Genomic DNA, 24984 nt, shown 5'->3' on the forward strand with positions numbered 1-24984 from the left:
TTGTCATCCTCTACCGCATCAGTTTCCGAGCTGCGGTGGAAATGATTCCAAAGCCACATAGCCGGACCCGAAAGCGTGTATAGAACAGCCAGGGTTAAGAGCACACCTGCCGGATCAATCGCTATTAAGCTAAAGACCAATATAACCGCAAGCATCATTACGAAGGGCACGCGACCTTTAAAGTCGAGCCCTTTGAAACTGGAGTAGCGGAAATTCGATACCATCAGGAGACCCGAAACCGCAGTAACCAGTGCCGCCACTATAGCCAAGCCTGGTCCTACTTCAGCATTGTGGCCTGCCCACACCATGCTCGCGACGATCGCAGCAGCTGTTGGGCTCGCTAATCCAATAAAGACCCCTTTATCAACGGTATCTACCTGTGTATTGAAGCGCGCAAGCCTCAATGCCGCACAAGCCGCATATAAAAATGCTATAGCCCAACCAAATTTACCCAGGTTTCCCAGCGCCCAGCTGAAAACGACCAAGGCAGGAGCCAGGCCGAATGAAACCATGTCTGAAAGCGAGTCATATTGAACACCAAAGGCACTTTGGGTATCTGTCAGGCGAGCGACGCGCCCATCCAATCCATCCAGTACCATCGCGACAAAAATCGCTATCGCAGCCGATTCAAAATGCCCACTCATACCTGCGACAATGGCATAAAAGCCGCTAAACAGTGCGCCTGTTGTCACAAGATTGGGCAGCAGGTAGATACCTCGTGCGCGCACTCTTTTACCACTGGAAGAAACCTCTTCCTCAACATGCTCATCGACAGGCAAACGAATTTCCTCAGTAGCCTCACTACTTGAGTCTATGGGCTGTTTTTCGCCCCCTTGACCGCTCATATACTCTCCATTGATGCATTGTGCAGTCAGCGAGTTTAACGCCAATTTACCACCCGAGCCCAGAGCAAAAAAACGGCAGGGTCGCCCCTGCCGCTTTTGCCAACCTTAAGTCAGCTATTACCTTCGGTGCGGTCAATAATTTTATTCGCTTTGATCCACGGCATCATGGCACGGAGTTTTGCCCCCACTTGCTCAATCTCGTGTTCGCTGCCAATGCGACGCTCAGCTTTCAGGCGCGGCTGCCCCGCCAGGGACTCGAGCATAAAGTCTTTGGCAAACTTACCGGTTTGAATATCTTTAAGAACCCGTTTCATTTCTGCCTTGGTTTCTTCCGTAACAATACGCGGGCCCGTTACGTAGTCACCATACTCTGCGGTATTGGAGATAGAGTAGCGCATATCGGCAATGCCCCCCTGGTACATCAGGTCGACAATTAGCTTCAACTCATGCAGACATTCAAAATACGCCATTTCCGGAGCATAGCCGGCTTCTACCAGAGTCTCAAAACCAGCCGTTACAAGCGCAGAAACACCCCCACACAGAACAGCCTGCTCACCGAAGAGATCTGTTTCAGTCTCTTCGCGGAAATTGGTTTCAATAATACCTGAGCGGCCACCACCATTAGCTGAGGCATAAGACAGCGCCAAGTCTTTTGCTTTACCTGTCGCATCCTGATAAACCGCAATCAAGGTAGGGACACCGCCTCCCTCAAGGTAGGTCGATCGAACGGTATGGCCGGGCCCCTTGGGAGCAACCATAATGACATCGACATCCGCTGGTGGCTCAATCAATTCAAAATGCACATTAAAACCATGCGCGAAAGCCAGTGCTGCACCAGACTTTAAATTTGGAGCAACTTGCTCTTTGTAAATATTCGCCTGGTATTCATCCGGAGCGAGAATCATAACCACGTCGGCATCTTTCACCGCATCGACAACTTCAGCTACCTTCAAGCCCGCGCCTTCAGCCTTTTTCCAGGAAGCAGACCCCTCGCGCAACCCAACAACAACATTCGCTACACCAGAGTCTTTCAGGTTATTGGCATGGGCATGGCCTTGAGATCCATAACCAATAATGGCTACTGTTTTTCCCTGAATTAAAGAAAGGTCACAATCTTTGTCGTAATAAACTTGCATCGCTCAATTCCTGCTTTTTTGCTCTATACACTTAATACTTTTTCACCGCGGGCAATCCCGGAAACTCCGGATCGCACCACTTCCATAATTGTGTGCTCCCCCAGCGCCTGGAGGAACGCATCGAGTTTTTCGCCAGTTCCTGCCACCTGTACCGTGTACATACTGCTGGTGACATCGACGATCTGCCCACGAAAAATATCGACACTGCGCTTCACCTCATCGCGCTGGGCACCATTGGCTCGCACTTTCACCAATAGCAGCTCCCGCTCGATATGAGAGCCTTCAGTGAGGTCCACCAATTTCACAACATCAATAAGCTTGTTTAGGTTCTTGGTAATTTGCTCAATCTTGTGATCGTCACCAATCGTCACCAGAGTGAGACGCGATAAAGTCGCATCCTCAGTAGGCGCCACGGTGAGGCTTTCAATGTTGTAGCCACGCTGGGAAAACAAGCCAACAACACGGGACAATGCCCCAGGCTCATTCTCCATCAGAACCGAAATTATTCTACGCATCGCCCTACCCTTTAAGTTCTCTCAGTTTTGCTCAGCCACATGTCACGCATGGAGCCATTTGGTAGCACTTGCATGGGATAGACATGCTCAGATGGGTCGACGTACACGTCGATAAATACAGTGCGATCCTTAATTGCAAAAGCTTCTTGCAACTTGTTGTGTAGGTCTTCACGACGCTCCACTTTCACCCCGACGTGACCGTATGCCTCGGCGAGTTTCACAAAGTCAGGCAGCGATTCCTCGTAAACACTATTGGAAAGCCTTCCTTCATATTGCATCTCCTGCCACTGCTTCACCATCCCGAGAGCCTGATTGTTAAGGCAGAGGATTTTTACTGGCAAATGATATTGGGTAGCCGTAGAAAGCTCCTGAATACACATCTGGATACTTCCCTCGCCAGTTACGCACACAACCTCTTTATCCGGGTGAGCTATTTTCACCCCCAAGGCTGCCGGTAAGCCGAAACCCATAGTCCCCAACCCACCGGAGTTAATCCAGCGGCGCGGCTTATCAAACAGGTAATACTGCGCAGCAAACATCTGGTGTTGCCCTACATCGGATGTCACAAAAGCATCACCCTCTGTGATGTCATACACCGCCTTGATCACATCCTGCGGCATTATCAGGGCACCATTAGTCTGATAACGAGGAGCCGTGTAGAGCCCGTGACGCTCACGCCAGTCATCGATTTGGCGCCACCAGTCAACTATCGCGGAGTGATCCGGCTGCTCATCATTGGCTTTCAGCGCTTCGAGCATCTCTCGAAGGACAGCCTGAACCGTGCCCACAATCGGGATATCGGCAACAATCGTTTTAGAGATCGAAGCCGGATCGACGTCGATATGAATAACTTTGGCACCCGGGCAAAATTTGCCTGGAGTATTAGTTACCCGGTCATCAAAACGAGCTCCTACAGCCAGGATAACGTCCGCGTGATGCATGGCGGTATTTGCCTCGAAAGTGCCGTGCATACCAAGCATTCCCAAGAAACGCCTGTCACTACCGGGAAACGCCCCGAGTCCCATCAAGGTATTAGTCACCGGGTAGTTCAACTTTCTAGCCAGCTCGGTGAGAAGCTCAGCGCCACCACCCTGCACCACTCCCCCGCCGGCATAAATCACCGGACGGCGAGCTGACAGCAGCATGGCAATCGCTTTGCGAATCTGGCCGCTATGCCCCTTACCGGCCGGGGTATAGGAACGCATCCGCAATTTTTCAGGGTAGTGGTAGGGGAATCTCTCCGCCGGGTTAGTTACATCCTTTGGAACATCAATCACTACGGGGCCGGGGCGGCCCGTATTGGCAATAAAGAATGCCTTTTTGACGATTGTAGGGATATCTTCAGCATTTTTAACCAAAAAACTGTGCTTCACGATCGGCCGCGAGCAGCCGACCATATCTGTTTCCTGGAACGCATCCTCACCGATCTTATCTCTCGGTACCTGGCCGGATATCACCACCATAGGAATAGAATCCATATAGGCCGTTGCGATGCCAGTAATCGCGTTCGTGGCACCAGGACCAGATGTCACGAGTACCACACCCGCCTTACCAGTAGACCGCGCGTAGCCGTCGGCAGCATGGGTAGCGCCCTGCTCGTGGCGCACGAGAACATGCTTTATCGACTTCTGCCGAAAAATAGCATCATAGATATGTAACGCTGAGCCGCCCGGGTATCCAAAAATCAGATCCACCCCTTCATCCTGCAGCGCGCGAACCAACATATCGCCGCCGGAAAGTAATTCCACTTGAGTCTCCTCAATTTTCCTGTTTTTTAGGATAGCCATCACCGAAAACGTATAAAACGCCTACTGACAAGAATGCCAGACAGCAATTATAGGGGAAAATGGTGACAAATATCAGCCTGTTGCGTGTTTTGCTGCCGATTTTTAGGATGAACTGATCGCGCATAAACACCCAACCCCAAGCAAAGCTATATAGGTTCACTTCAGGGTTAGCAGGCCTCCAGGGGTGAGGAGGGCCACTCAGTGGCATTTCGATGGAGGATGTTCCATCAGGATTAGACTCAAAACCACGGGTGTGCGGTGAAATCTAGTCACTGAGTAAACCCCCGATTTTGCCAATTGAGCCCTAGCTGTCAATAGGTGTCTGCGAAAGTGTTAAGACAGTTACGGGAAAACCCGCCAGTACCGGTACAATAAAGGGACGGAAGGAACACCAACACAAGGGGTAAGCACCATGCGTATCTTACTGGCGCTATTGATTGCAGTAACAGCTATAACCGCTCAAGCCGATGGCATCTATAAATGGGTAGATGAGAATGGCGTTGTCCATTTTGGTGAACAACCTCCAGAAAATACTCAAGTGGACGTAATCAAAAAGCCCAGGTCAGAGCGGTATAAAAAGTGGGAAGCTGAACAGAAGGCCGCCAGTCCCCGAGAACCAGCTGAACTATCAAAGAGAACCGTAGCCAAGCAACCTGAAAAGCAGCCCGACGTACGTCAGCAAGAGCAGGAAAAAGTAACGCAAATGCAAGCCGCTCTTCGCGCTAGGCGCTGTGAGTCAGCTCGAAAATCTCTGAACTCCTTGACTGCGAATTCTCGCGTTCGCGAAGTCGATCAAAATGGAAATTACAGAAGATTGGGTGAAGATGAACGGCAGCAACGTATAGCTACCGCTCAACAACGTATCCGGGATAACTGTTAAAACCTTCCATATTCTCCCTACATTTCCTGGTAGGGCCTATCAGTAAATTGATCCAGGCTATAGCGTTCAGTGTAATAGCCTGGCTCAAAAGCACTATCCCTTGCCATAGGTACCGTCACCCTGGCAATACTCAATTGTTTCACCAGGTAGGGGCCGTCCTGCCCGGCATCGCGAATCAAGAGCCCATAAAACTCTAGGGGAATCCAGTGCCGCCCCGCCGTTAACTCAAGAGCATTTTGCGTTGTGCCTATCGGGGATTGCTCATCGTTATAAAGGGAGCCCTGAAAATAGTAGCGCCCCTCTCTGCTGATATCGACTTCCGCCTCAATTAATAAATTGCCATCGGCAGTAACAGAATCCCGCAGCGATCCTGTATAGCTTCCCGTATCCTCAGAAAGGGTGAATGCTGCCGCATCGCGGAGACCATCAATATCCGTATCCACAATGACCTTAAAAATACCCGCTTCCAGCACCTGGCTATTAAAGGAGCCCGCCTCCATCAATACCTCGTAGATTAAGTCTCCATCCGAATCACTAAAAGCCAAGGTACCCACGACTTGTTGGTCTTCGTAAACCAACAACGCAGTCAAGTCAGCACTGACTCGATCTCCATCACTATCGGTCTGATAGGCAAAAACCCGAATAGTATCCCCACGCAAATAAAACTTTTCATCTGTCCATATAGTCAGAGAATCCCCTTCCTCACTGTGAGTGGTTCTTTCATCCACCGCAAATGTCTGAGTAATCGGGTCCTGTTCAGGAGTTTTAATTGCTCGGTTTTCTGGCGGATAGCGATGAAAGCGGGCTAGATCCGAGAGAAGGGATTCGTGTAACTCAGTCTTGTTGGACAGGGAGTGAATTCCCTTCCATAGTTTTACAGACTGATCCTCTTCCTCTTTCTCCAGTCCCGCCGGCTCAACGTTATCTGGCTTACGACTTCGGATAGATCGCTCTTCAGCTTTCGCTTTGGCTATAACAGCGGGCGCTGCCTCTTCACCACCAGACAGGGCCCAGTAACCCACCAATCCAGTAACTACGGCCAGTACACCCCAGCCTGCCAGTCGGGCCTTTGAGCGATCTTTGTTTGATGTGGACATCAATACCTCCGAAGCCTTTTATTTTTTTAGTTAATTCGTGCAGGCTGAGATTCTACCCGCGCTGTTCTTTCCTGAACCACAGTCCAGTCCATCGGGAATAGAATCATAATCGGGGGATAGAATGCCACCGTTACGCTGCGCATCATGATCTGTATAGATACTGGCCAAATTGTAAGATCGAGCAGTGCCTTTACTCTCGTTGTCACAAGAGAAAATTGCACTGCCGTAAGCTACGCCAAACAGGGTTTCATATTCCTTTAGATTTGACCATAGATTACGCTTGGCTGACCCTGAACAGTTCATTTGTGAAGCTAAATTGATATAGCCGTCATCCTCACCATTCAGCAGCATGGAGGTAGCACTTTCCACCCCCGGGAAGGCTGCGTAGCCTCCAATGGTATACACTGGTGCACCGAGGTTAGTCCCTACATAATTTCTTACCGTGTAAACATCATTGGTTTGCATATAGCGAACCGCTGAACACTCACGCCCCAAAAATAGAGCATTGACCAGATCGTCATACCAGCTTCCATTACATATCCGATCAACACCTTCTGTACCGGTAATAGCACCTCCTGTGGTGAAAATTGCAGCAACACCGCTGATAGCCGTATCAAAAGCAACGCTCACTGCGTAGCTATCATCAAGCCCAGCTACTCGAACCTCTTCTTCGACTGTTTTACAAGATTTACTGCCATACCAAGTGGTAGAACATTCTTTAACTTCTTGAATTTCTGTATTGGTATCGAATTGGTTGTAGGCGCGATTGTAATATGGGGATCCTTCAACAGCGTTACCCGCGATATACATCATTTGAGCAGCACCCTGGCTGTGGGAAATAATCCAGAAAGTGTCCTCTGCCGAGCACTGGTTTTCGTGCTCAAACCGATCCCCCTGACCAGAGCGGATCTCTATAATTTGACGAGCAATCTCCCCCGCAGTCTCATCATGCCAATAGGGAAATTCACCTTCATCAGTTGAGTTATAACCGACAACGCCGTAATTGCCGCCATCAACTAACAATTGTTCAATAAAATCACTGCTAGAATATTCGTCGAAAACCGCCTCACTCCAATAGTCCAGTGCTGGCTGCACTAAACTCCCATCATTACTTTCACCTGTAGTGTGTCCTTCGACTCCGTGTCCATGAACCAGGATATAACAGTTTTCCGCTACCGCTGATGAAGCTCCAATTATCGCCGAGAAAAAAATAGACAGGCTTGTACCCAGCCTTTTAGACAGTGCCATTGTTATTTTCCTTTATTGTTTTAGTAAGTGGTAACTCTCGTGACTGAAGAGTTTTAAAAAATCTGAATAACGCAATGTACAGCAGACGACTAAAACTTATCCTTTACGCTCTATTTGGGAATAGGATTAAAGGCGCCAGAGGGGGTCGAATCCGCCACGCGAAGCGACCAATTCGTCATATTCCTCAATTTATACTCATGCTTTGAGGCGCCTTTGCTATGATGCCGGCAACGCCACCCGGACGGCAGTAAGTCATGAGAGACCAAAATAAAAATATGTCCGGCCATGCCGGCGTGCCCAAGATATTTGCGCCTTACTTTGTGGTTGCCGCCGCCAGGCTCGGCATTCCCACAGAGGCGCTAATTGAACGATTGCCATTCTCATTTAGCTGGAATCCAGGAGAGAGTGAATGGCTTAATTACAGTGAATTCAATGCTCTAATTGAAAGCATACTGGCGCTATCCCCTGTTACTTCACCAGGTCTCAGCTTTAGTCGCTTCCCAATTATGCTTTGGCTTGAAGAAACTATTATCGAAGCTCAGCCCTCCTTGAGACGGCCGAGGGAGATCTTTCGCCCTGCAGAAATTGTACTCTCACAAACCCTAGCCCCCCTCCTGCGGTTCCAGACTTACCAGGAAGCCGATGCGGAAGTACTCACACTCAACTGGCAGCAGGAACTCTTTAGCGCTCCGGTCAATCATTTTATTGCTGAAATGCTGATGAGTCGTGGAGTAGATCTCTTGCGCACTCTTAACCCGAGGTTTCCCGAGGTCCGGGGATTAAAGTTACGCAGTGAAAAGCCAGAGGATGACTCTATCCACAAGAGGATTTTCCAGTGCCCAATTGAATTTTCCGCTGATGAAAATGCGATTATCCTAGGCTCCCAGATACTGGACTTCCCTATACCCAGTTACCATAAAATCATTCGCAGCCAGAGCCGAAATATTTTAAAGGCAGTTTTGCACAATACTTTGACCAGCTATAACCTGGCAGCCAGTTTGCGAGCCTGGCTCGAGAAGCACTTGCTCAGTGAAGAAATCACTATCAAACAAGCCGCAGCCCACTTCCGCACCAGTGGCCGCACTTTACAGCGCAGATTGAGAGAACAGGGAGTAACATTCCAGCAGCTTAAAGACAGTGTTACGCTATCTCTGACCAAGAAACTCCTTCTCTCAACCAGTGATTCCGTAGAAAGCATTGCGGTACAACTTCATTTTGCCGAACGCGCAGTATTTACCCGCTTCTTTAAAAAACATGAGGGAGTCACCCCTTCCGAGTTCCGTCGCAGTAATGTCGGCAGAGATATTTTCGAAGCGTAAATAAGTGTAAAGAGACTCAGGAGGCCGCTACAGCCTCCGCCTCAAAATTCCGCCCAAGATACATATACATCGCCGGCACGACAAATAAAGTAAATAACGTTCCAATTGTCATACCGGTCGCCACTACCAAGCCCATTGCAAACCTTGCTCCTCCACCTGGCCCCGACGCTATTAACAATGGAACCATCGCCAAAACCAGAGATGCAGTAGTCATTAAAATCGGTCGCAAACGGATTGAAGTGGCCTGCTCAATCGCTGATCGCTTATCAAGCCCTGAGAGCTGTAACTTATTGGCAAACTCCACTATCAGAATGCCGTGTTTGGAAATAACCCCAATCAGGGTAACCAGGCCCACTTGTGTGTAAATATTGAGGGTCGTCAATCCTAGACTGACGAAAATCATCGCTCCGCAAACACTCATCGGTACGGTGACCAACATAATCAAGGGATCGCGCCAGGATTCAAATTGAGCAGCTAACACCAAATAAATCACTATCAAGGCAAAGAAAAAGGTAACCACCAAATCTGATCCTTCAGTTTTGAATTGCCTGGACTGCCCCGAGTAATCTACAGAATACTCGACTGGTAAGATTTCTTTAGCCGCATTATCCAACACCATCAATGCTTCACCCAACGTAATCCCAGGGCGTGGCACACCCGAAATAGTGACGGCATTTAATTGTTGAAATCTCTTTAGTTGCTGTGGTTCAACGGTTTCCGTGAGCCTTATCAAAGTACTCACAGGAACCAACTTGTCGTTTACCGCCCGAATATAATATTGCTCCAACTGATCAGGGGTTAGGCGGTCAACTCTCTCGACTTGAGGGATAACTTTATAACTGCGGTTATCCAGGGAAAAACGGTTAACATAAGCCCCGGATAACATCGCTCCTAAGTCACGACTCAAGTCCACCATTTCCACACCCATACTGGCCGCTTTATCACGATCAATTTCTATTACAATTTTTGGTTTATCAATTTTCAGATCAGAATCTAGAAAAATAAACTTTCGACTCTCAAGGGCTCGGGTCATAATATCGCTTGCCACCGATGCCAGATTCTCCATGGGCTCTGTAGAACCGATAACAAATTCAACCGGAAGCTGCCCTCCCGCAGTTGGCAGACTTGGTGGTACCACAACGGCTATTTTTAGCCCGGCTATTTGCTGCACATCACTGCTAATCAACTCCTGCATCTTTTCCGTATCACGGTCTCTCCCTTCCCAGGGAGCCAAAACAAACCCGGCTACCGCATTATTAACACCACTACTGAAGGTGCCCGCCCCATTAAGCAGAAAAAGATTTTCAACCTCAGTAAATCTCTCAGCAATGACATTAAGTTCACCACTGTACTGTTCAACATAATCTAAAGTTGCGTAAGCATCGGCAGTAGAAATTGTAAGAACAAGCCCCCTATCCTCTGTAGGTTCAAGCTCTTGAGGGGACGTCACAAATAAGAAGTAACAACTTATCAATACAATTAAGCCGAAAACCAAAATAACTCGGCGCTCATCAAGAGAAGAATGGAGCGATTTTTCAAATCTCGTCTGAAGTCGATTAAATTGGCGTTCCAGCCAAATTTCAAACCGGGTACCTCCACCATCGCGAGGCTTTAATATTTTCGAGGCCATCATGGGAGATAAAGTAAGAGCGACCACTCCAGACAGTAATACGGCGCCAGCTAGGGAAAATGCAAACTCTATGAATAGGGTCCCGGTTAAACCACCAAGAAAACCAATAGGAATATATACTGCAATTAGCGTTGTAGTCATAGCCACTACAGGCCATGCCAACTCTCGAGCCCCTACGATCGCAGCCTCTTTTGGAGGCAAGCCCTCTTCTATATGTCGATGGACATTTTCCAGAACAATAATGGCATCATCAACAACAATTCCGATTGCCAGAACCATGCTTAGTAATGTGAGCAAGTTGATGGAAAATCCCATTAAAAACATTAAAAAGAATGCACCAACAAGAGAAAGCGGTAGTGCAATTGCTGGAATTAATACGCTGCGAACTGACCCCAGAAACAAATAAATCACCAAAATTACTATAAATACTGCTTCAACAATTGTTTTGACGACCTCTTCAATGGAGTCCTGAATATATTCAGTACTGTCGTAAGGAATTTCACCTAGCATACCCTCTGGCAACTGTGGAAAAATTTTCTGCTCCAACTCCTCGCGTACTTTTTTAATAACTTCAAGGGAGTTCGCATCGGGTGCCACCTCAATAGCAATAAAAGTGGCAGACTGCCCGTTAAAAGTTACAGAGCTGTCATAGGACTCAGCTCCTAACTCTATCTCCGCTACTTCACCTAGACGAACCAGCTTATCCCCATCGGATCTAACCACTAGCTTGCGGAAATCCAACTGACGTGCAATATCTGTGTCCGCACGTATTTCCAGTGCCACACGGGTTCCCTTTGTCGAACCAACTGCCGACAGAATATTATTATCCCTGAGCGCATCAGAAATATCTGCAGGTGTGACTTCCAATGCCGCCATCTCTGTCGGCTTTAACCAGACTCTCATTGCAAAAGTACTGTCACCCAAAAGGCGAGCTCGCTGCACACCAGCTATAGTCGCCAATTTAGGTTGAACAACGCGTGTCAAATAATCCGTAATTTGATTATTAGCGAGAATATTTGAGGAAAAAGAAAGGTACATTGCAGCAGTGGTTTCTCCCTGCTGCATTTCCACGCTGGAATCCTCTGATTCATCAGGCAATTCACTGCGCAGCTTATTTACCTTGGCAACGACCTGAGTTAACACTTCATTTGGATCGTAATCAAAACGTACATAAACGTTTATCGTCGAGAGACCTTGCACGCTGGTGGAAACCATGTAATCGATACCATCTGCAGTAGCAATCTCCTGCTCAAGCGGCGTAGTAATAAACCCCTGCACTAGATCTGAGTCGGCACCAACATAAACGGTGGTTACTGTAATAACTGCATTTTCAAGTTCCGGGTACTGCCTGACATTTAATTCCGTTAGCGACCTTAAACCCAATAGAAAAATAAATAGGCTGACTACGCAGGCCAACACTGGCTTTCGAATGAAAATCTCTGTGAAATTCACAACCTATAAATTCCAGGTTTAACTATTTTCCGGTGTGGGGTCTGCGCTTTCTGGGGGTTGATTCTGATTATTGATAACCGCTTTCTCTCCATTGCGAAGTTTAAGTAATCCGCTGCTAGCCACTATGTCACCCACCAAAAGTCCTTGTGTAATTTCAACTAGATCCCCACGTTCCTCACCAGTTTTCACAAATCGTTTAACTGCGACCATATGCTCACCATCTTTATCGGGCTCCAACACAAAAACCGCCACCCCATAGGGAGCAAAAGCCAATGCGGTTCTGGGAATAACGAGCACTTTTCGCTGTGCACTTATCTTTACGGATACTTGGGCAAACATTCCAGGACGTAAATCGTGTTGGGGATTTTCCAGAGTAGCTTGAATCAGAAAATTTCTACTCGCACTATCCACTTGGGGGTCAACAGCAGTAATTCTTCCTTCGTAGGTATTTTTAGGGAAAGCATCTGTTGTCAACTGAATAGCAAGCCCAGCCTTAACCAAGGCATATTTTTGTTCAGGGAGGGAAAAATCAACAAAAATAGGATCAAGTTGCTGTAGAGAAACAACAGACTCCCCCGGACTTACATTCTCCCCAAGATCGATTTGTCGAATTCCCAGTACTCCACTAAACGGCGCCACGATAACTCGCTGATCCACCCTGGCCCGTTGCACTTCTATATTGGCAACCACCTGGTCCAAAGTACTGCGAGCGCTATCCAAATCTGCTTCGGTTGTTACACCTCGCCCCAGCAGAGTCTTGATCCGCACGTAATTGCGACGGGCCAAGCGAAGCTCTGCATCCAACACCTGCAACTGCGCCTTTTCCGGTTCTGCAAAAATTTCCGCCAGTAAATCGCCCTTCCTAACATGCTGGCCCGACTTGAAGTGAATAGCGCTGATAACCCCCTGAGCTTCGGTAGTAACCTCTACGCCATTAACAGCTCGAACAGTGCCTATTCCTTTCAGGTCTTCCTTCCAATATTGAAACTGGGCGGTTGCTGAAGTCACTGTGGCCGCAGGCAGGGCTAAGTTGTCTATAAACTGATTCACCATATGCCTGCCAATAAATTTATAAGCAAAAATTCCGCCGAAGAGCAAAAGGCATCCCAGCAGCATTAGCAACATACGCTTACTGATATCAGGCCCCCGTAAGGTGTCGTCAATAAAAACTATAAACTGATACTTGCAAGGGAAACTATGCGCTACGGAGGGATGCCCCTCTACGTAAATATCCGAGCAAACGGATTAGCGCACCTGTGAGTATAGATATGGAGAGAGTGAGGAATCGGTGGGAGTTAAGGGGTGCACTATATGGCACCCCCAAGTGCTTTTTTATCGGAATACGGCTTTATCGCCTTCAACATCCGCACGGATTGTTGCTCCAGGGGAAAATTTACCGGCGAGAACATCTTGCGCCAGCGGGTTTTCCAGCCATACCTGAATAGCACGCTTTAATGGCCGTGCACCATAAACGGGATCGAACCCAACTTCTGCTAATTTATCCAACAGGCTTTCAGATACCTCTAATTTCAGGTCTCTCTCTGTCAGTCGGCGGCAAAGTTGTTGCAGCTGAATTTCGGCAATAGAGCGTACTTCTGCCTTATCCAGTGGATGGAAGACAACTACTTCGTCAATGCGATTTATGAACTCCGGCCTGAAATGGTTCCCCACCACTTCCATCACCGCACTTTTCATCTGTCGATAACGAATTTCAGCGTCCAGGTCGTCGCCATTTTCTGCGGTGGCGTATTTTTGAATTAAATCTGAGCCAAGGTTTGAAGTCATTACGACGACGGTATTACGGAAGTCCACCGTGCGCCCCTGGCCGTCGGTCAGGCGGCCATCATCAAGGACCTGTAAAAGAATATTGAATACATCGGGGTGCGCTTTCTCCACTTCGTCTAATAGCACAACAGAATAGGGCTTTCTCCGCACCGCTTCAGTCAGGTATCCCCCTTCTTCATAACCTACATATCCGGGGGGGGCGCCAATCAGTCGGGCCACAGAGTGCTTCTCCATAAATTCCGACATGTCGATACGCACCATGGCGTCTTCTGTGTCAAACAAGAACTGAGCCAATGCCTTGCATAATTCCGTCTTACCCACACCGGTTGGGCCGAGGAATAAGAATGAGCCATTGGGTCGGTTGGGGTCAGCTAGTCCCGCCCTCGAGCGGCGTACGGCATTAGCAACCGCTTCCACCGCTTCCCCCTGTCCGATGACCCGCTTGTGCAACTCATCTTCCATTCGCAGTAGCTTTTCACGCTCACCTTCAAGCATCTTAGATACAGGAATACCCGTCCAGCGAGATACCACTTCAGCCACCTCTTCATCGGTCACCCGATTGCGCAGCAGGCGGGGTTCTTCAGAAGCTTCAGCGGTAGCAGCACTTTTAAGCTGTTGTTCAAGTTGTGGTATTACACCGTACTGTAATTCAGACATTCTATTGAGATCACCTGCACGCCGTGCAGACTCCATATCGAGCTTGGCCTGCTCGAGCTTTTCCTTGAGGTCGTGGCTGCCGGCAAGCTGTGCCTTCTCCGCCTTCCAAACCTCTTCAAGGTCGGAGTATTCCCTCTCCAGTTGTAGAATCTCTTCTTCCAGTTTCGACAGGCGTTTTTTAGTCGCCTCATCATCCGTATCCTTTTTAACCGCCTCTCGTTCAATCTTTAATTGAATTAAACGGCGCTCCAATTTATCCATGGATTCCGGTTTGGAATCGATCTCCATGCGTATCCGGCTGGCGGCTTCATCAATAAGATCAATCGCTTTATCTGGTAATTGACGGTCAGTGATATAACGCTGCGATAATTTTGTCGCGGCAATAATTGCAGAGTCGGTAATATCAACACCGTGATGTACTTCGTAGCGTTCTTTTAATCCGCGCAGAATCGCAACCGTATCCTCTTCAGTTGGTTCATCAACCAGCACTTTTTGGAAACGCCGCTCAAGCGCTGCATCTTTTTCAATATATTGCCGATACTCATCCAGAGTGGTTGCACCGACACAATGTAATTCCCCGCGGGCCAAAGCGGGCTTCAGCATATTTCCCGCATCCATGGCCCCCTCAGCTTTACCGGCACCCACCATCGTGTGGATCTCATCGATAAAGAGAATAATGCGACCTTCCTGTTTTGATAATTCGTTGAGTACTGCTTTTAACCGCTCTTCAAATTCTCCACGAAATTTTGCGCCCGCCAACAATGCCCCCAAATCCAGGGAAAGAAGACGCTTGTCCTTTAGCCCTTCCGGCACTTCACCATTGACGATACGTTGAGCGAGCCCTTCAACAATGGCAGTTTTACCAACACCCGGCTCACCAATTAGTACAGGGTTATTCTTGGTACGCCGCTGTAATACTTGAATCGTCCGTCGTATCTCATCATCTCGGCCGATCACCGGGTCAAGCTTGCCGGCCAGAGCCCTCTCAGTCAGGTCGAGAGTATATTTATCCAGCGCCTGCCGCGCCTCTTCCGCATTGGGGTCATCCACTTTCTCGTCGCCACGCACTTTTTGAATTGCCGCCTCTAGTTGTTTAATGTCGCCATTGGCATTTAAGATTTTGGAAATCTCTCCCGCCGCAGAGTCGAAAGCCGCCAGTAATACAGTTTCACTGGAAATAAAACTGTCACCATTTTGCTGGGCTCGCTTGTCCGTAAGATTCATTAAGCGCATTAATTCCTGGGACATCCCCACATCACCCGTGGGGGAAGTCACCCGCGGCAGGCTATCCAACCGCTTGGCAAGGTCATTGCGTAACCCGTTTAGGTTAAATCCCGCCTGTGACAGGAATGCGGGTACGCTTCCGTTGTTCTGGTTAAGCAGTGCCAGAATCAAGTGTTCGGGATAAATCTGGTTGTGGTCGCGCCCTACCGCCAGGGATTGCGCATCAGCAAATGCCGCCTGTAGCGGGTTTGTCATTCGGTCAATTCGCATGAACGAAACCTCTTTTACTCGATTTTTTCAGAAGCGCTGCAATAGTGGCACTAATTTGCCTTTTACATTCGCTATGGTACTGACAAGTAAAATAGGGGCGCAGGAAGGGTTTTCAATGATTTAAATCAATAGCGGCATTTATTCTATGCAAAGTGGTTTTGCGGCAAATCTATCTCTTATAATTTTTACAGCTCAGCCAACACTCAGCCTTGTAATTGCCCAAGCTGCCCCAATATTATCGAATGGCTTACACAGAAAAAATAAGCCATCTAGAACTTCAATTCAGTCTTTATCCCGCCATATCAAAGTTGCCATACGACCGGTTTCAGACTCTCTGCGGTAGGAAAAAAACTTTTCAGGTTCTGACATTGTGCAGAGCCCTCCACCGTACACCTCGCCAATCCCCAGCTCTGCCAACTCCGCACGGGTCAGGGCGTAGATATCTGTTAAAAAGTGCAGTGGTTTCTTAGTGTGTGGGCGGAAACAGCTAGCAATTTTTTCTGTGTGTCGACTGCTAATTGCATTTTCAAAGAATGCCTCGAGGACATCGATTCCGGTTTCAAAGGCCCCCGGGCCAATCGCTGGCCCCAACCAAACCATCAACTCCTCAGGATCACACTTCATCGCCCGTACGGTGTTGCGCAATATACCACCGGCCAATCCGCGCCACCCGGCATGGGCTGCTGCTACACGGGTACCACTCTTATCGCATAGTAAAACAGGCAAACAGTCTGCGGTTAACACGGCACAGACAACACCTCTTTTCATGCTAAAGCAGGCATCTGCGGTTCGAACTAAGGCATCATCACTTGCCTCAACTACCTTGTCGCTATGGATCTGCTCCAGCCACTGCGGTTCTGAGGGCAACTCAAGCTCCCCTCTCAACTGTTGGCGATTGGCAGTAACAGCTGACTCCTTGTCCCCCACGTGAGCAGCAAGGTTAAAGGAGGAGAAATGGCCACAACTTTGGCCCCCAGTGCGTAGCGTCGTCGCCGCCCTCACCCCTGCGGGTGCGGGCCAGTCGGGTATCAGGTAGTGGTTACTTGGCATTGAGATATCTTGCTTTGCGAAATTGTCCTTTCGAGAACCGGCGATAGGTGCCCAGGCGAATTTATAACCGGTACTTCAAGGCTCATCAGCGCGCAACTGATCGAGCAGTGCTTGCATGTCAGCAGGCATTGGCGCACACCAATGCATGTCCTGTCCACTGGTGGGATGTACTAGCGCTAATTCAGCCGCATGCAGAGCCTGCCGAGGGAAGCTCTGGAGAGCTTCAACAAGGTCTGCCGAGGCCTCTGGAGGCAACTTTGGGCGGCCTCCGTAGAGTGGATCGCCCACGAGCGGGTGCCTGATATGGGCCATGTGTACCCGAATCTGATGAGTACGACCGGTTTCCAGCTTGCAGCGTAAGAGCGTGTAAGCGCTGTAACGCTCCTGTACACGATAATGAGTGATCGCCTCTTTGCCGCCAAAGTCCAAAACAGCCATCTTGAGACGATTTTGACGATGCCGACCGATGGGCGCATCAACACGACCCGCAGTGGTGATATATCCTTGGACCAAGGCATCATACTGTCGACTCACCGTTCTCTGCTTTAATTGATCCACGAGGTGAGTCTGAGCGGCCAAAGTCTTAGCCACAACCATTAGACCACTGGTGTCCTTATCCAGCCGGTGCACAATACCCGCTCGGGGTATCAGCTCCTGTGCTGGATAATGGTAAAGCAGACCATTGAGCAAAGTGCCATCGGGGTTACCAGCAGCGGGGTGGACTACGAGGCCCGCAGGCTTGTTGACCACCATCAGGCAGTCATCTTCGTACATAATGTCCAGGTTGAGGTCCTGGGCTGTCCAGCTACCCTGGGGTTCCAGCTCTGCACGAAGCTGGATAAGCTCACCGCCAAAGAGCTTGTCCTTGGCCTTAGCTGGGGAGCCGTTCAGGGTAAGCTGGCCGCCTTTGATCCACGATTGAAGGCGCGCGCGCGAAAAATCGGGAATTAATTCGGCTGCAGCCTGGTCTAAGCGTCGACCAGCCATATTGGCAGGGACTTGAATATCTAGTTTTAGGTGTTCAATCATTAATCAATTGCAAATACTTTGGGCAGCTCCGCGACTGTGGTTAAATGTCCGACGCGCCAGGTTAATACTGGTGGGTAGTTTAATAAGGTAGAGTGTAAGAATGATAGAGCGAGGGGCTATGCAGACCTGGAAAATGCTGTGGCTGGCCTTGGTGTCCGCAATATTGGTTGCCTGCGCCAACACAGATGATTCGGAAGTGGGCTTGCCCACCGGTGCTCGCACAGAGCAAGCATACTACGAGATGGCCCAGCGACAGCTGCGAACCAGCCAGTGGGATCTTGCCATCAGAAACCTACGTGCCCTGGAAGATAACTTCCCATTCGGCAACTACGCGGAACAGGCTCAGCTCGAGCTGATCTATGCCTACTACCGCAACTATGAGAACGACGCAGCCATTGCCGCTGCAGACCGCTTTATCCGCCTGCACCCCCAGCATCGCAATGTCGACTATGCCTATTACATGAAGGGGCTATCCTCATTTACCGAGGGCACGGGTCTGTTCGAGCGCTTTATGCCGACTGACTTAACCAGCCGCGATCCAGGCTCGGCGCGGGAGTCATTCGCTTATTTCTCCCAGTTAATGGCTCGCTACCCTGAAAGCCGCTACGCTCCAGACGCGCAAAAGCGCATGATCCACTTGCGTAACCTGCTGGCCCGCTATGAAGTTCACGTGGCCAACTACTACTTTAAGCGCGGCGCCTACCTCGCAGCAGCCAATCGCGGCCGCTACATTGTGGAAAACTTCCAGCAGACACCCGCAATTCCTGATGCCCTGGCCGTTATGGTTCAAGGTTACCATTTGATGGAGATGCAAGATCTTGAGGCTAATGCCCTGGATGTGCTGCGCAATAACTATCCAAAGCACCCCGCTTTTAACGAAGACGGCACCTTCAACTACGACTTTTACAAAGGCCCGAGCGGCCGCAGTCTAGTGCACAGGGTCACCCTGGGCCTGTTTGAAAAATCTGATCCGAGGGGCTTTGACAGCCGGGAGCTCTATAACCCCGAATACAACCGGGACGAAACTCCTCTGCCTCCAGAGCTTCTGTAACTTATCACTTTAAAATAGAAACGGCGCCATTCGGCGCCGTTTCTATTTTCAGGATAGCTAGTCACCCAGCTTCCAGCCATTGGTTATGGGATAACGGCGATCCCTTCCAAATCCGCGCTCAGAAATACGCACCCCGATGGCTGCCTGGCGCCTCTTGTACTCATTGCGCCCCACTAACCTGACCACACGCTCTACATCCTCTCTCTGGAAGCCACGCTGAATGATTTCCTCAGCGCTGTGGTCTTGATCGACATAGAGATTGAGAATTTGATCCAGGGTCTCATAAGGCGGAAGGCTGTCAGAATCCACCTGGTCCGGGGCCAGCTCAGCACTGGGCGGGCGAGTAATGACCGTTTCAGGAATCACTTCAGAAATTGTGTTGCGGTAACGGGCCAGCTCGAATACCAATACTTTGGGAACATCCTTCAGTGCATTGAACCCGCCTACCATATCCCCGTATAAGGTTGCATAACCAACGGCCATCTCACTCTTGTTACCAGTGGTCAGGACCATTGCGCCCTTTTTATTGGAGATGGCCATCAAAAGCACGCCACGAGAGCGGGCCTGCAGGTTCTCCTCAGTGGTATCCCTCTCACTGCCAGCAAATTCTTCAGCAAGAGCCCCCATAAACGAATCAAAGATGGGCTCGATACTAATTTCCCGATAGTGAACCCCCATTCTTTCCGCCTGATCGGCCGCATCGCCTTTACTCAGATCCGAGGTATAGCGAAACGGCATCATTACTGCCTCAACACGCTCTTTGCCCAGCGCATCGACCGCAACTGCCAATGTCAGAGCAGAGTCGATTCCACCCGACAACCCCAGCACAACGCCATTGAAACCATTCTTATTAACGTAGTCGCGCACCCCGAGTACCAGAGCTTGGTACACAGAAGCCAAATCGCCTTGAGGAGAAGCAATTTCCCCTGGGAGTACCGTCAAGTTCTCTCCCTGCAAAGATATGGAAGCTGGCAGCAACTGCTCTCCAAACTCCTCAGCCCTGGCACATACTTCTCCCTCGGCGTCAACAACAATTGAGCCGCCGTCAAAAACCAGCTCGTCCTGACCACCGCACCAGTTCACATAGGCAATGGGGACCCCGGCATTCTTTGCCTGCCTAGAGACCAATTCCAGCCTCTGTTGAGCCTTGCCCCGATGGAAAGGTGATGCATTGATGTTGAGAATCAACTTGGCTCCAGCATCGACTGACTGCTTGATGGGCTCTGGAAACCAAATATCCTCACAAACACTTAGCCCTACCGGAACTCCTTTGATATCTACTACACAAGGGGTTTTACCCGGTTTGAAGTAACGCTTTTCATCAAATACCTGATAGTTAGGCAGCTTCTGTTTGGCATATTCTGCGATTAACTCTCCCTCAACTATGACTCCCGCCATATTGAACATAACGCCATCAAATAACTTGGGGTAACCCACAACAATGGCACAAGGCAGATCTGCAGCTTTAAGCTGATCCAATGCCGTATCAATACGAATCTGCATACTGGGTCGCAACAACAAGTCTTCAGGAGAGTAGCCGCACAGGGTCAGCTCTGGAAAAAGTACCAAATCAGCACCCAGCTCCTGGTGCGCTCGGCGCGCAGCTTCTATCACCTGCTTGGTATTCCCGGGAATATCTCCAACCAGGGAATTGATTTGTGCCAGCACTAACTGCAAAGTAGACATCGTTGAACCTCGGACAAGACAGGCCGCTATTGTAACCCTATCGGGGTAACAACAGCAGCGGCTCACCACTACAAGAATACCGGTCATCTACATTGAGCAGCTCCCAAACATCCCCCTTACAGCATCACGAACTCCTGCGGATTAGCGCAATCTACCGGGTTGCAATAGCCTTGGTTTTACTTGGGGTTTTTTTCTCAGATATTGGCGGGGGCTCGCTAGGTAAGCACTCACAAACGCTGTTCATATACACTACTGCAGCGTACGCCTCTCTGAATATAGGTTGGCTGCTCTTTTTACGCCAGAAAGCCTATCAAACTAATAGCGGCCAGGTCGGTATTATTTTGGGTTGCGACATCCTGGTTTTCTTATTATTGATTGAAGCCAGCGGCGGCCTGAACTCTGGCCTGGGTTACCTGCTGTTAATCAGCTGCTCTATCGGCGCCATTCTGCTAGATCGGCGTCTGAGTGCATTCTTTGCAGCAATGGCCAGCCTGGGGGTAATTACTCTCCAACTTTATCATCTATTATCTGGCTCTGGCTCTAGCCAAGAAATAGTTTCTGCTGGAGGACTTGGCTTACTGATGTTTGTAACAGTAAGCGCAATTCAGTATTTGTCAGAGCGTATACGAAAAGCCAACCTTCGCGCAGACCAGCAGAGCCGGCAAGCTGCACACCTCCATAGACTGGCACAACAAATTATTGAAAGAATGAGCACGGGTGTACTCGTTATGGGTGCATCCAGTAAGCCTGAGTTAATCAACAGGGCCGCCATCCGACTATTGGGAACGCAATTAACTTCTGAAGCCCCCTTAACTCTGAGCTTCACCGTCAAATTCAAGCCTGGCGTCACCAAAATGGAAATACTAGCGTTCTTATTCAAGCGGATAATAACGAAGAGCTGCAACTAAACTTTGCTCAGTTGCGCCATAAAAGTGGCAATAGCACACTAATTTTTGTTGAGGACAACAGAAAGCTCACGGAAGCAGCACAAAAGCTGAAGCTTGCATCATTAGGACACTTAACTGCATCTATTGCTCATGAAGTGCGCAACCCACTCTCTGCAATCAATCATGCTGCACAACTCTTGTCTGAATCTAATCAGCTCAAAGATGAGGATAGACACTTAATTGATATTATTTGTCGGCAGAGCAGCCGAGTAAATCAAATTATCGAAAATGTTATGCAATTATCCAGGCGGCGCGCAAATTCACGGGAAGAGCATAACCTGCGTGACTGGCTCCAACAGTTTTTCATTGACTTCGACACAGGTAGTTCCCCAAAAAGTAAAATTGAATTGGTCTTTTCTGAGAAATTTATTCCGGCTAATTTTGACTCTGCTCAATTATCTCAGGTTGTTACCAACCTCACAGACAATGCCCTGCGCCACTCAGAAATAGAAACCGGACAGCGCTATGCAACCATCCATGCCTACTACAATAATGAAAAGGGGCATTCCATATTGGATATTAAGGATAATGGCAGTGGTATCCCTCCTGAGCTGAAAAATCAGGTATTTGAGCCATTTTTTACTACTGATAAGGCAGGAAGTGGCCTCGGATTATATATTGCTCGAGAATTGTGCGAGGCCAACAGAGTCAGTTTGTTTCATTGCCAAAGTGATGACAATCAAAGCTGTTTCCGTCTGGAGTTTGCGCATTCTATGGGTGTGACCTGATCTAAGTCAGGACATTTCTCTGTAACTAAATCATTATTTACTAGAAATTTCTGACATAATCATGTTTCATGCCTTTTGGCATAAAGTGAACAAAACTAGAAAAGAAAGAATAACGATGCGCCCACTGGCACTAGTTGTCGATGATGAACCGGATATTTGTAATCTACTTAGTCTCACCCTTCAAAGGATGGACGTTGATTGCCACACTGCTGCTACTCTCTCAGAGGCTAAAAGCGCTCTCGACCGAAATACCTATAACTTTTGTCTAACTGATTTACGTCTACCTGATGGAGATGGACTACAGCTAGTTGAATATATTCAAGGATGCACAGAAATTGAGCTACCTATCGCTGTTATAACAGCTCACGGGAATATGGATACTGCAATCAAAGCACTCAAACTGGGGGCTTTTGATTTTGTGAGTAAACCGGTAGATCTTGATCGATTACGTAATTTGGCACAGCTCGCTCTGCGTTTGGATAGCAACCAGGCACCACAGCAAAGCAATCCCCAGAAGGATCTCATACTTGGCGAAGCAGATAATATTCATAAACTTCGCCAACAAATCAGTAAGGTCGCGCGTAGTGACGCGCCTGTCTATATCAGTGGTGAGTCAGGTGCGGGTAAAGAGCTTGCTGCCCGCTCTATTCACTTACAAAGTGCCAGAGCTGAACAGCCCTTTATTGCTATTAACTGTGGCGCAATACCCTCTGAACTAATGGAAAGTGAGTTCTTTGGGCACCAAAAGGGAAGTTTTACCGGTGCGCACAAAGATCATAAAGGCCTTCTGCAAAGCGCGGAGGGCGGTACCCTTTTTCTAGATGAAGTAGCAGACCTTCCTCTGGAAATGCAAGTAAAGCTTCTCAGAGCAATTCAAGAAAAATCCATACGACCAATTGGCTCTAACAAAGAAATATCAATAGATACACGTATTCTAAGTGCGACCCACAAGGACTTAAGCGAAGAAGTAATAGGCGGACGTTTCCGAAACGATCTTTATTATCGTATAAATGTTATCGAGATCACTGTCCCCCCTCTTCGTGACAGGGCCGAAGATATCCCTCTCCTAACTGACGTCATTATGCAACGTATAGCCTCTAGCGCAGGGCTTACCCCTCCAGCCTTATCACATGAAGCTATAATTGCTTTGCAAAATTATTCCTTCCCAGGAAATGTCAGACAACTTGAGAACATTCTTGAGAGAGCTTTCACTTTATCTGATCAAAACATAATTCGAGAGGAAGACCTCTTACTTGAATGTAATAATAGGCAAGAAAACTCTTTAGATAAAAAGCAAAGTGTTGCTCTACCTCAGACAGAAAAAGCCGCCAGCACAGAAAACTTCAACGCAAACAAGAGCGATTCACTAGACGAATTCCTACAAAGAATAGAAAAAGAAGTTATTGAAGAAACCTTAGTTAAAACACGATGGAATCGCACTGCTGCAGCCCAAAAGCTTGGCATCAGCTTTCGTTCTCTTAGGTATAGATTAAAAAAACTTGGACTTGAAAATTAGATTCATCGCGGTTAGGACCATCGTACCGTAATTTAATGTAGTTGGAATATGTAATCCAGGTAGTATTCTAGTGCAAATTCAAATCGAAGGAGTTTGCACAATGAAACGCCTTGCTGGATTTACCCTCATAGAATTAATCATTTGCATAATGACTATTGCTGTATTAACAGCTTTAGCCCTACCCTCTTTTAACGACTTTTTTAAACGCTATAAAAATAAAGTTAAACAGAGAGAGCTTTTTGAGCTACTTATACTTATGCGTAACAGAGCACTGAATGAGAAGCGCAATTTCACACTTTGCCCAAAGAAAAGACTAGCTGATGAGTGCTCCGTTGACTGGTCAGATGGAGCTTTATTATTTGCCGACGAAAACGGTAATGGCAAACTGGATCCAGAAGATCAAATCATCAGATATTTAGGTCAAGCTGAAAAGGGAGCTTCTCTTAGCTGGAATGCATTTAATAATAAGGGATTCCTGATTTATAAGCCAACAGGAACCACTCCTTCTCAAAGTGGAAACTTCTCTTTCTGCCCCGAGAGTGGCGAGGCAGAGTATGGATGGATTATCATTCTTAATGCTATTGGAAGACCCTATTATGCAAAAGATAAAGATGGGAATAACATTGTAGAAAATGGTAGTGGAGATGAATTAACCTGTCAGTAAAAGGTTTTAGTTACAAACAGAACTCCAACACAAATCATCCGGATCAGCGAAGGCTCCGTCATCCCCTCTATCCCAAGCGCGAACACCACTAGAGCGGAGCTCAATTACCCCATCACCAGCTTGAGCATTTTTGGGTGTGGCCCGAATGGTGTAGGAAGAATCATCGGCGCTCTCAATGGTCAAATCATACGTTTTATTACTACTATCGAGAGGAGCTTCTGTAGAAAAAATAGAAGGAGATCCAGTATCTGCTCCCCCATCTGCAGCTCCAGTATAAGAACCGTTCTGCGTAAAATGCTGCTCCATTGCTTGCGCCATACTCATTAATGCTCCTTGAGCGTCAGCGCGCTGAGAAGTAACTATATGATTTTGGTATGCGGGCCAAGCCAGTCCAGCAATAATACCAATAATTGCTACCACCACCATTAACTCAATTAAAGTAAATCCACTATAATTTTTCATTTTCAT

The 24984-nt window shown here is 48.3% G+C and carries 20 protein-coding genes (1 of these 20 running past the window's edge); 7 read left to right on the forward strand and 13 right to left on the reverse strand.

Features of this window, described 5'->3' with window-relative positions:
* From pssA to P0078_RS10595, 4 genes are all read right to left on the reverse strand, one after another.
* A protein-coding gene (gene pssA, locus P0078_RS10580; protein ID WP_282934338.1) for a CDP-diacylglycerol--serine O-phosphatidyltransferase crosses the window boundary here: on the reverse strand, window positions 1–845 show its 5' portion. Its footprint begins 31 nt before the window's first position; 845 of the gene's 876 nt are visible here — the first part of the coding sequence; its start codon is at window positions 843–845; the stop codon falls past the left edge of the window.
* A gap of 110 nt (window positions 846–955) precedes the next feature.
* Window positions 956–1981, reverse strand: coding sequence for a ketol-acid reductoisomerase (gene ilvC, locus P0078_RS10585; RefSeq protein WP_282934339.1), 1026 nt, complete (start codon window positions 1979–1981; stop codon window positions 956–958).
* A 23-nt stretch (window positions 1982–2004) separates the two neighbouring features.
* Window positions 2005–2496 (reverse strand): acetolactate synthase small subunit, encoded by a 492-nt coding sequence (gene ilvN, locus P0078_RS10590; protein WP_282934340.1) that lies wholly within the window; start codon window positions 2494–2496, stop codon window positions 2005–2007.
* 11 nt (window positions 2497–2507) lie between these two features.
* Window positions 2508–4244 (reverse strand): acetolactate synthase 3 large subunit, encoded by a 1737-nt coding sequence (locus P0078_RS10595; protein ID WP_282934341.1) that lies wholly within the window; start codon window positions 4242–4244, stop codon window positions 2508–2510.
* Window positions 4245–4695: 451 nt separating this feature from the next.
* Here P0078_RS10595 and P0078_RS10600 point away from each other — a divergent pair, with 451 nt between their 5' ends.
* Complete coding sequence (locus tag P0078_RS10600; RefSeq protein ID WP_282934342.1) at window positions 4696–5163, forward strand: DUF4124 domain-containing protein; 468 nt, start codon at window positions 4696–4698, stop codon at window positions 5161–5163.
* A gap of 17 nt (window positions 5164–5180) precedes the next feature.
* Here the strand turns inward: P0078_RS10600 and P0078_RS10605 are convergent, their stop codons facing one another.
* Window positions 5181–6260 carry a DUF4785 family immunoglobulin-like domain-containing protein gene (locus P0078_RS10605; RefSeq protein ID WP_282934343.1) on the reverse strand — a complete coding sequence of 360 codons (1080 nt, stop codon included), beginning with the start codon at window positions 6258–6260 and terminating at the stop codon, window positions 5181–5183.
* A gap of 30 nt (window positions 6261–6290) precedes the next feature.
* Complete coding sequence (locus tag P0078_RS10610) at window positions 6291–7508, reverse strand: hypothetical protein (protein WP_282934344.1); 1218 nt, start codon at window positions 7506–7508, stop codon at window positions 6291–6293.
* Window positions 7509–7762: 254 nt separating this feature from the next.
* Here P0078_RS10610 and P0078_RS10615 point away from each other — a divergent pair, with 254 nt between their 5' ends.
* Window positions 7763–8827 (forward strand): helix-turn-helix domain-containing protein, encoded by a 1065-nt coding sequence (locus tag P0078_RS10615; RefSeq protein ID WP_282934345.1) that lies wholly within the window; start codon window positions 7763–7765, stop codon window positions 8825–8827.
* A gap of 16 nt (window positions 8828–8843) precedes the next feature.
* On the opposite strand, the gene P0078_RS10620 is transcribed toward P0078_RS10615, so the two are convergent.
* From P0078_RS10620 to rluD, 5 genes are all read right to left on the reverse strand, one after another.
* Complete coding sequence (locus P0078_RS10620) at window positions 8844–11909, reverse strand: efflux RND transporter permease subunit (protein ID WP_282934346.1); 3066 nt, start codon at window positions 11907–11909, stop codon at window positions 8844–8846.
* 18 nt (window positions 11910–11927) lie between these two features.
* Complete coding sequence (locus tag P0078_RS10625; RefSeq protein WP_282934347.1) at window positions 11928–13034, reverse strand: efflux RND transporter periplasmic adaptor subunit; 1107 nt, start codon at window positions 13032–13034, stop codon at window positions 11928–11930.
* A gap of 207 nt (window positions 13035–13241) precedes the next feature.
* Window positions 13242–15845 (reverse strand): ATP-dependent chaperone ClpB, encoded by a 2604-nt coding sequence (gene clpB, locus P0078_RS10630; RefSeq protein ID WP_282934348.1) that lies wholly within the window; start codon window positions 15843–15845, stop codon window positions 13242–13244.
* Between the two features lie 282 nt (window positions 15846–16127).
* Window positions 16128–16895: a peptidoglycan editing factor PgeF gene (pgeF, locus tag P0078_RS10635; RefSeq protein WP_282934349.1), complete on the reverse strand. Its 768-nt coding sequence runs from the start codon at window positions 16893–16895 to the stop codon at window positions 16128–16130.
* 75 nt (window positions 16896–16970) lie between these two features.
* The gene (gene rluD, locus P0078_RS10640) at window positions 16971–17924 is read right to left on the reverse strand and encodes a 23S rRNA pseudouridine(1911/1915/1917) synthase RluD (RefSeq protein ID WP_282934350.1); all 954 of its coding nucleotides are present in this window, start codon (window positions 17922–17924) and stop codon (window positions 16971–16973) included.
* Between the two features lie 100 nt (window positions 17925–18024).
* On the opposite strand from rluD, the gene P0078_RS10645 reads away from it, so the two are divergent.
* Window positions 18025–18975: an outer membrane protein assembly factor BamD gene (locus P0078_RS10645; RefSeq protein WP_282934351.1), complete on the forward strand. Its 951-nt coding sequence runs from the start codon at window positions 18025–18027 to the stop codon at window positions 18973–18975.
* A gap of 57 nt (window positions 18976–19032) precedes the next feature.
* Here the strand turns inward: P0078_RS10645 and P0078_RS10650 are convergent, their stop codons facing one another.
* Window positions 19033–20661: an NAD+ synthase gene (locus P0078_RS10650; protein ID WP_282934352.1), complete on the reverse strand. Its 1629-nt coding sequence runs from the start codon at window positions 20659–20661 to the stop codon at window positions 19033–19035.
* Window positions 20662–20753: 92 nt separating this feature from the next.
* Here P0078_RS10650 and P0078_RS10655 point away from each other — a divergent pair, with 92 nt between their 5' ends.
* From P0078_RS10655 to P0078_RS10670, 4 genes are all read left to right on the forward strand, one after another.
* Window positions 20754–21569: a hypothetical protein gene (locus tag P0078_RS10655; protein ID WP_282934353.1), complete on the forward strand. Its 816-nt coding sequence runs from the start codon at window positions 20754–20756 to the stop codon at window positions 21567–21569.
* 11 nt (window positions 21570–21580) lie between these two features.
* A complete protein-coding gene (locus P0078_RS10660) occupies window positions 21581–22336 on the forward strand; it encodes a sensor histidine kinase (protein ID WP_282934354.1) in 756 nt (251 codons plus the stop codon).
* A 115-nt stretch (window positions 22337–22451) separates the two neighbouring features.
* Window positions 22452–23852 (forward strand): sigma-54-dependent transcriptional regulator, encoded by a 1401-nt coding sequence (locus P0078_RS10665; protein ID WP_282934355.1) that lies wholly within the window; start codon window positions 22452–22454, stop codon window positions 23850–23852.
* Between the two features lie 100 nt (window positions 23853–23952).
* On the forward strand, window positions 23953–24516 hold the full coding sequence (locus P0078_RS10670; protein WP_282934356.1) for a GspH/FimT family pseudopilin: 564 nt from the start codon (window positions 23953–23955) through the stop codon (window positions 24514–24516).
* Window positions 24517–24522: 6 nt separating this feature from the next.
* On the opposite strand, the gene P0078_RS10675 is transcribed toward P0078_RS10670, so the two are convergent.
* On the reverse strand, window positions 24523–24984 hold the full coding sequence (locus tag P0078_RS10675) for a type IV pilin protein (protein ID WP_282934357.1): 462 nt from the start codon (window positions 24982–24984) through the stop codon (window positions 24523–24525).

Origin of the sequence: Microbulbifer sp. VAAF005 (assembly GCF_030012985.1) — a bacterium.
Taxonomy (GTDB): Bacteria; Pseudomonadota; Gammaproteobacteria; order Pseudomonadales; family Cellvibrionaceae; genus Microbulbifer.

What these genes read in the sequence shown, in the direction of transcription:
- P0078_RS10645 (WP_282934351.1), top strand. Translation starts at nt 18,025, where the DNA reads ATGATAGAGCGAGGGGCTATGCAGACCTGGAAAATGCTGTGGCTGGCC.
- P0078_RS10605 (WP_282934343.1), bottom strand. Translation starts at nt 6,260, where the DNA reads ATGTCCACATCAAACAAAGATCGCTCAAAGGCCCGACTGGCAGGCTGG.
- P0078_RS10610 (WP_282934344.1), bottom strand. Translation starts at nt 7,508, where the DNA reads ATGGCACTGTCTAAAAGGCTGGGTACAAGCCTGTCTATTTTTTTCTCG.
- P0078_RS10615 (WP_282934345.1), top strand. Translation starts at nt 7,763, where the DNA reads ATGAGAGACCAAAATAAAAATATGTCCGGCCATGCCGGCGTGCCCAAG.
- ilvN (WP_282934340.1), bottom strand. Translation starts at nt 2,496, where the DNA reads ATGCGTAGAATAATTTCGGTTCTGATGGAGAATGAGCCTGGGGCATTG.
- P0078_RS10650 (WP_282934352.1), bottom strand. Translation starts at nt 20,661, where the DNA reads ATGTCTACTTTGCAGTTAGTGCTGGCACAAATCAATTCCCTGGTTGGA.
- P0078_RS10665 (WP_282934355.1), top strand. Translation starts at nt 22,452, where the DNA reads ATGCGCCCACTGGCACTAGTTGTCGATGATGAACCGGATATTTGTAAT.
- rluD (WP_282934350.1), bottom strand. Translation starts at nt 17,924, where the DNA reads ATGATTGAACACCTAAAACTAGATATTCAAGTCCCTGCCAATATGGCT.
- P0078_RS10625 (WP_282934347.1), bottom strand. Translation starts at nt 13,034, where the DNA reads ATGTTGCTAATGCTGCTGGGATGCCTTTTGCTCTTCGGCGGAATTTTT.
- P0078_RS10600 (WP_282934342.1), top strand. Translation starts at nt 4,696, where the DNA reads ATGCGTATCTTACTGGCGCTATTGATTGCAGTAACAGCTATAACCGCT.
- clpB (WP_282934348.1), bottom strand. Translation starts at nt 15,845, where the DNA reads ATGCGAATTGACCGAATGACAAACCCGCTACAGGCGGCATTTGCTGAT.
- pgeF (WP_282934349.1), bottom strand. Translation starts at nt 16,895, where the DNA reads ATGCCAAGTAACCACTACCTGATACCCGACTGGCCCGCACCCGCAGGG.
- ilvC (WP_282934339.1), bottom strand. Translation starts at nt 1,981, where the DNA reads ATGCAAGTTTATTACGACAAAGATTGTGACCTTTCTTTAATTCAGGGA.
- P0078_RS10675 (WP_282934357.1), bottom strand. Translation starts at nt 24,984, where the DNA reads ATGAAAATGAAAAATTATAGTGGATTTACTTTAATTGAGTTAATGGTG.
- P0078_RS10670 (WP_282934356.1), top strand. Translation starts at nt 23,953, where the DNA reads ATGAAACGCCTTGCTGGATTTACCCTCATAGAATTAATCATTTGCATA.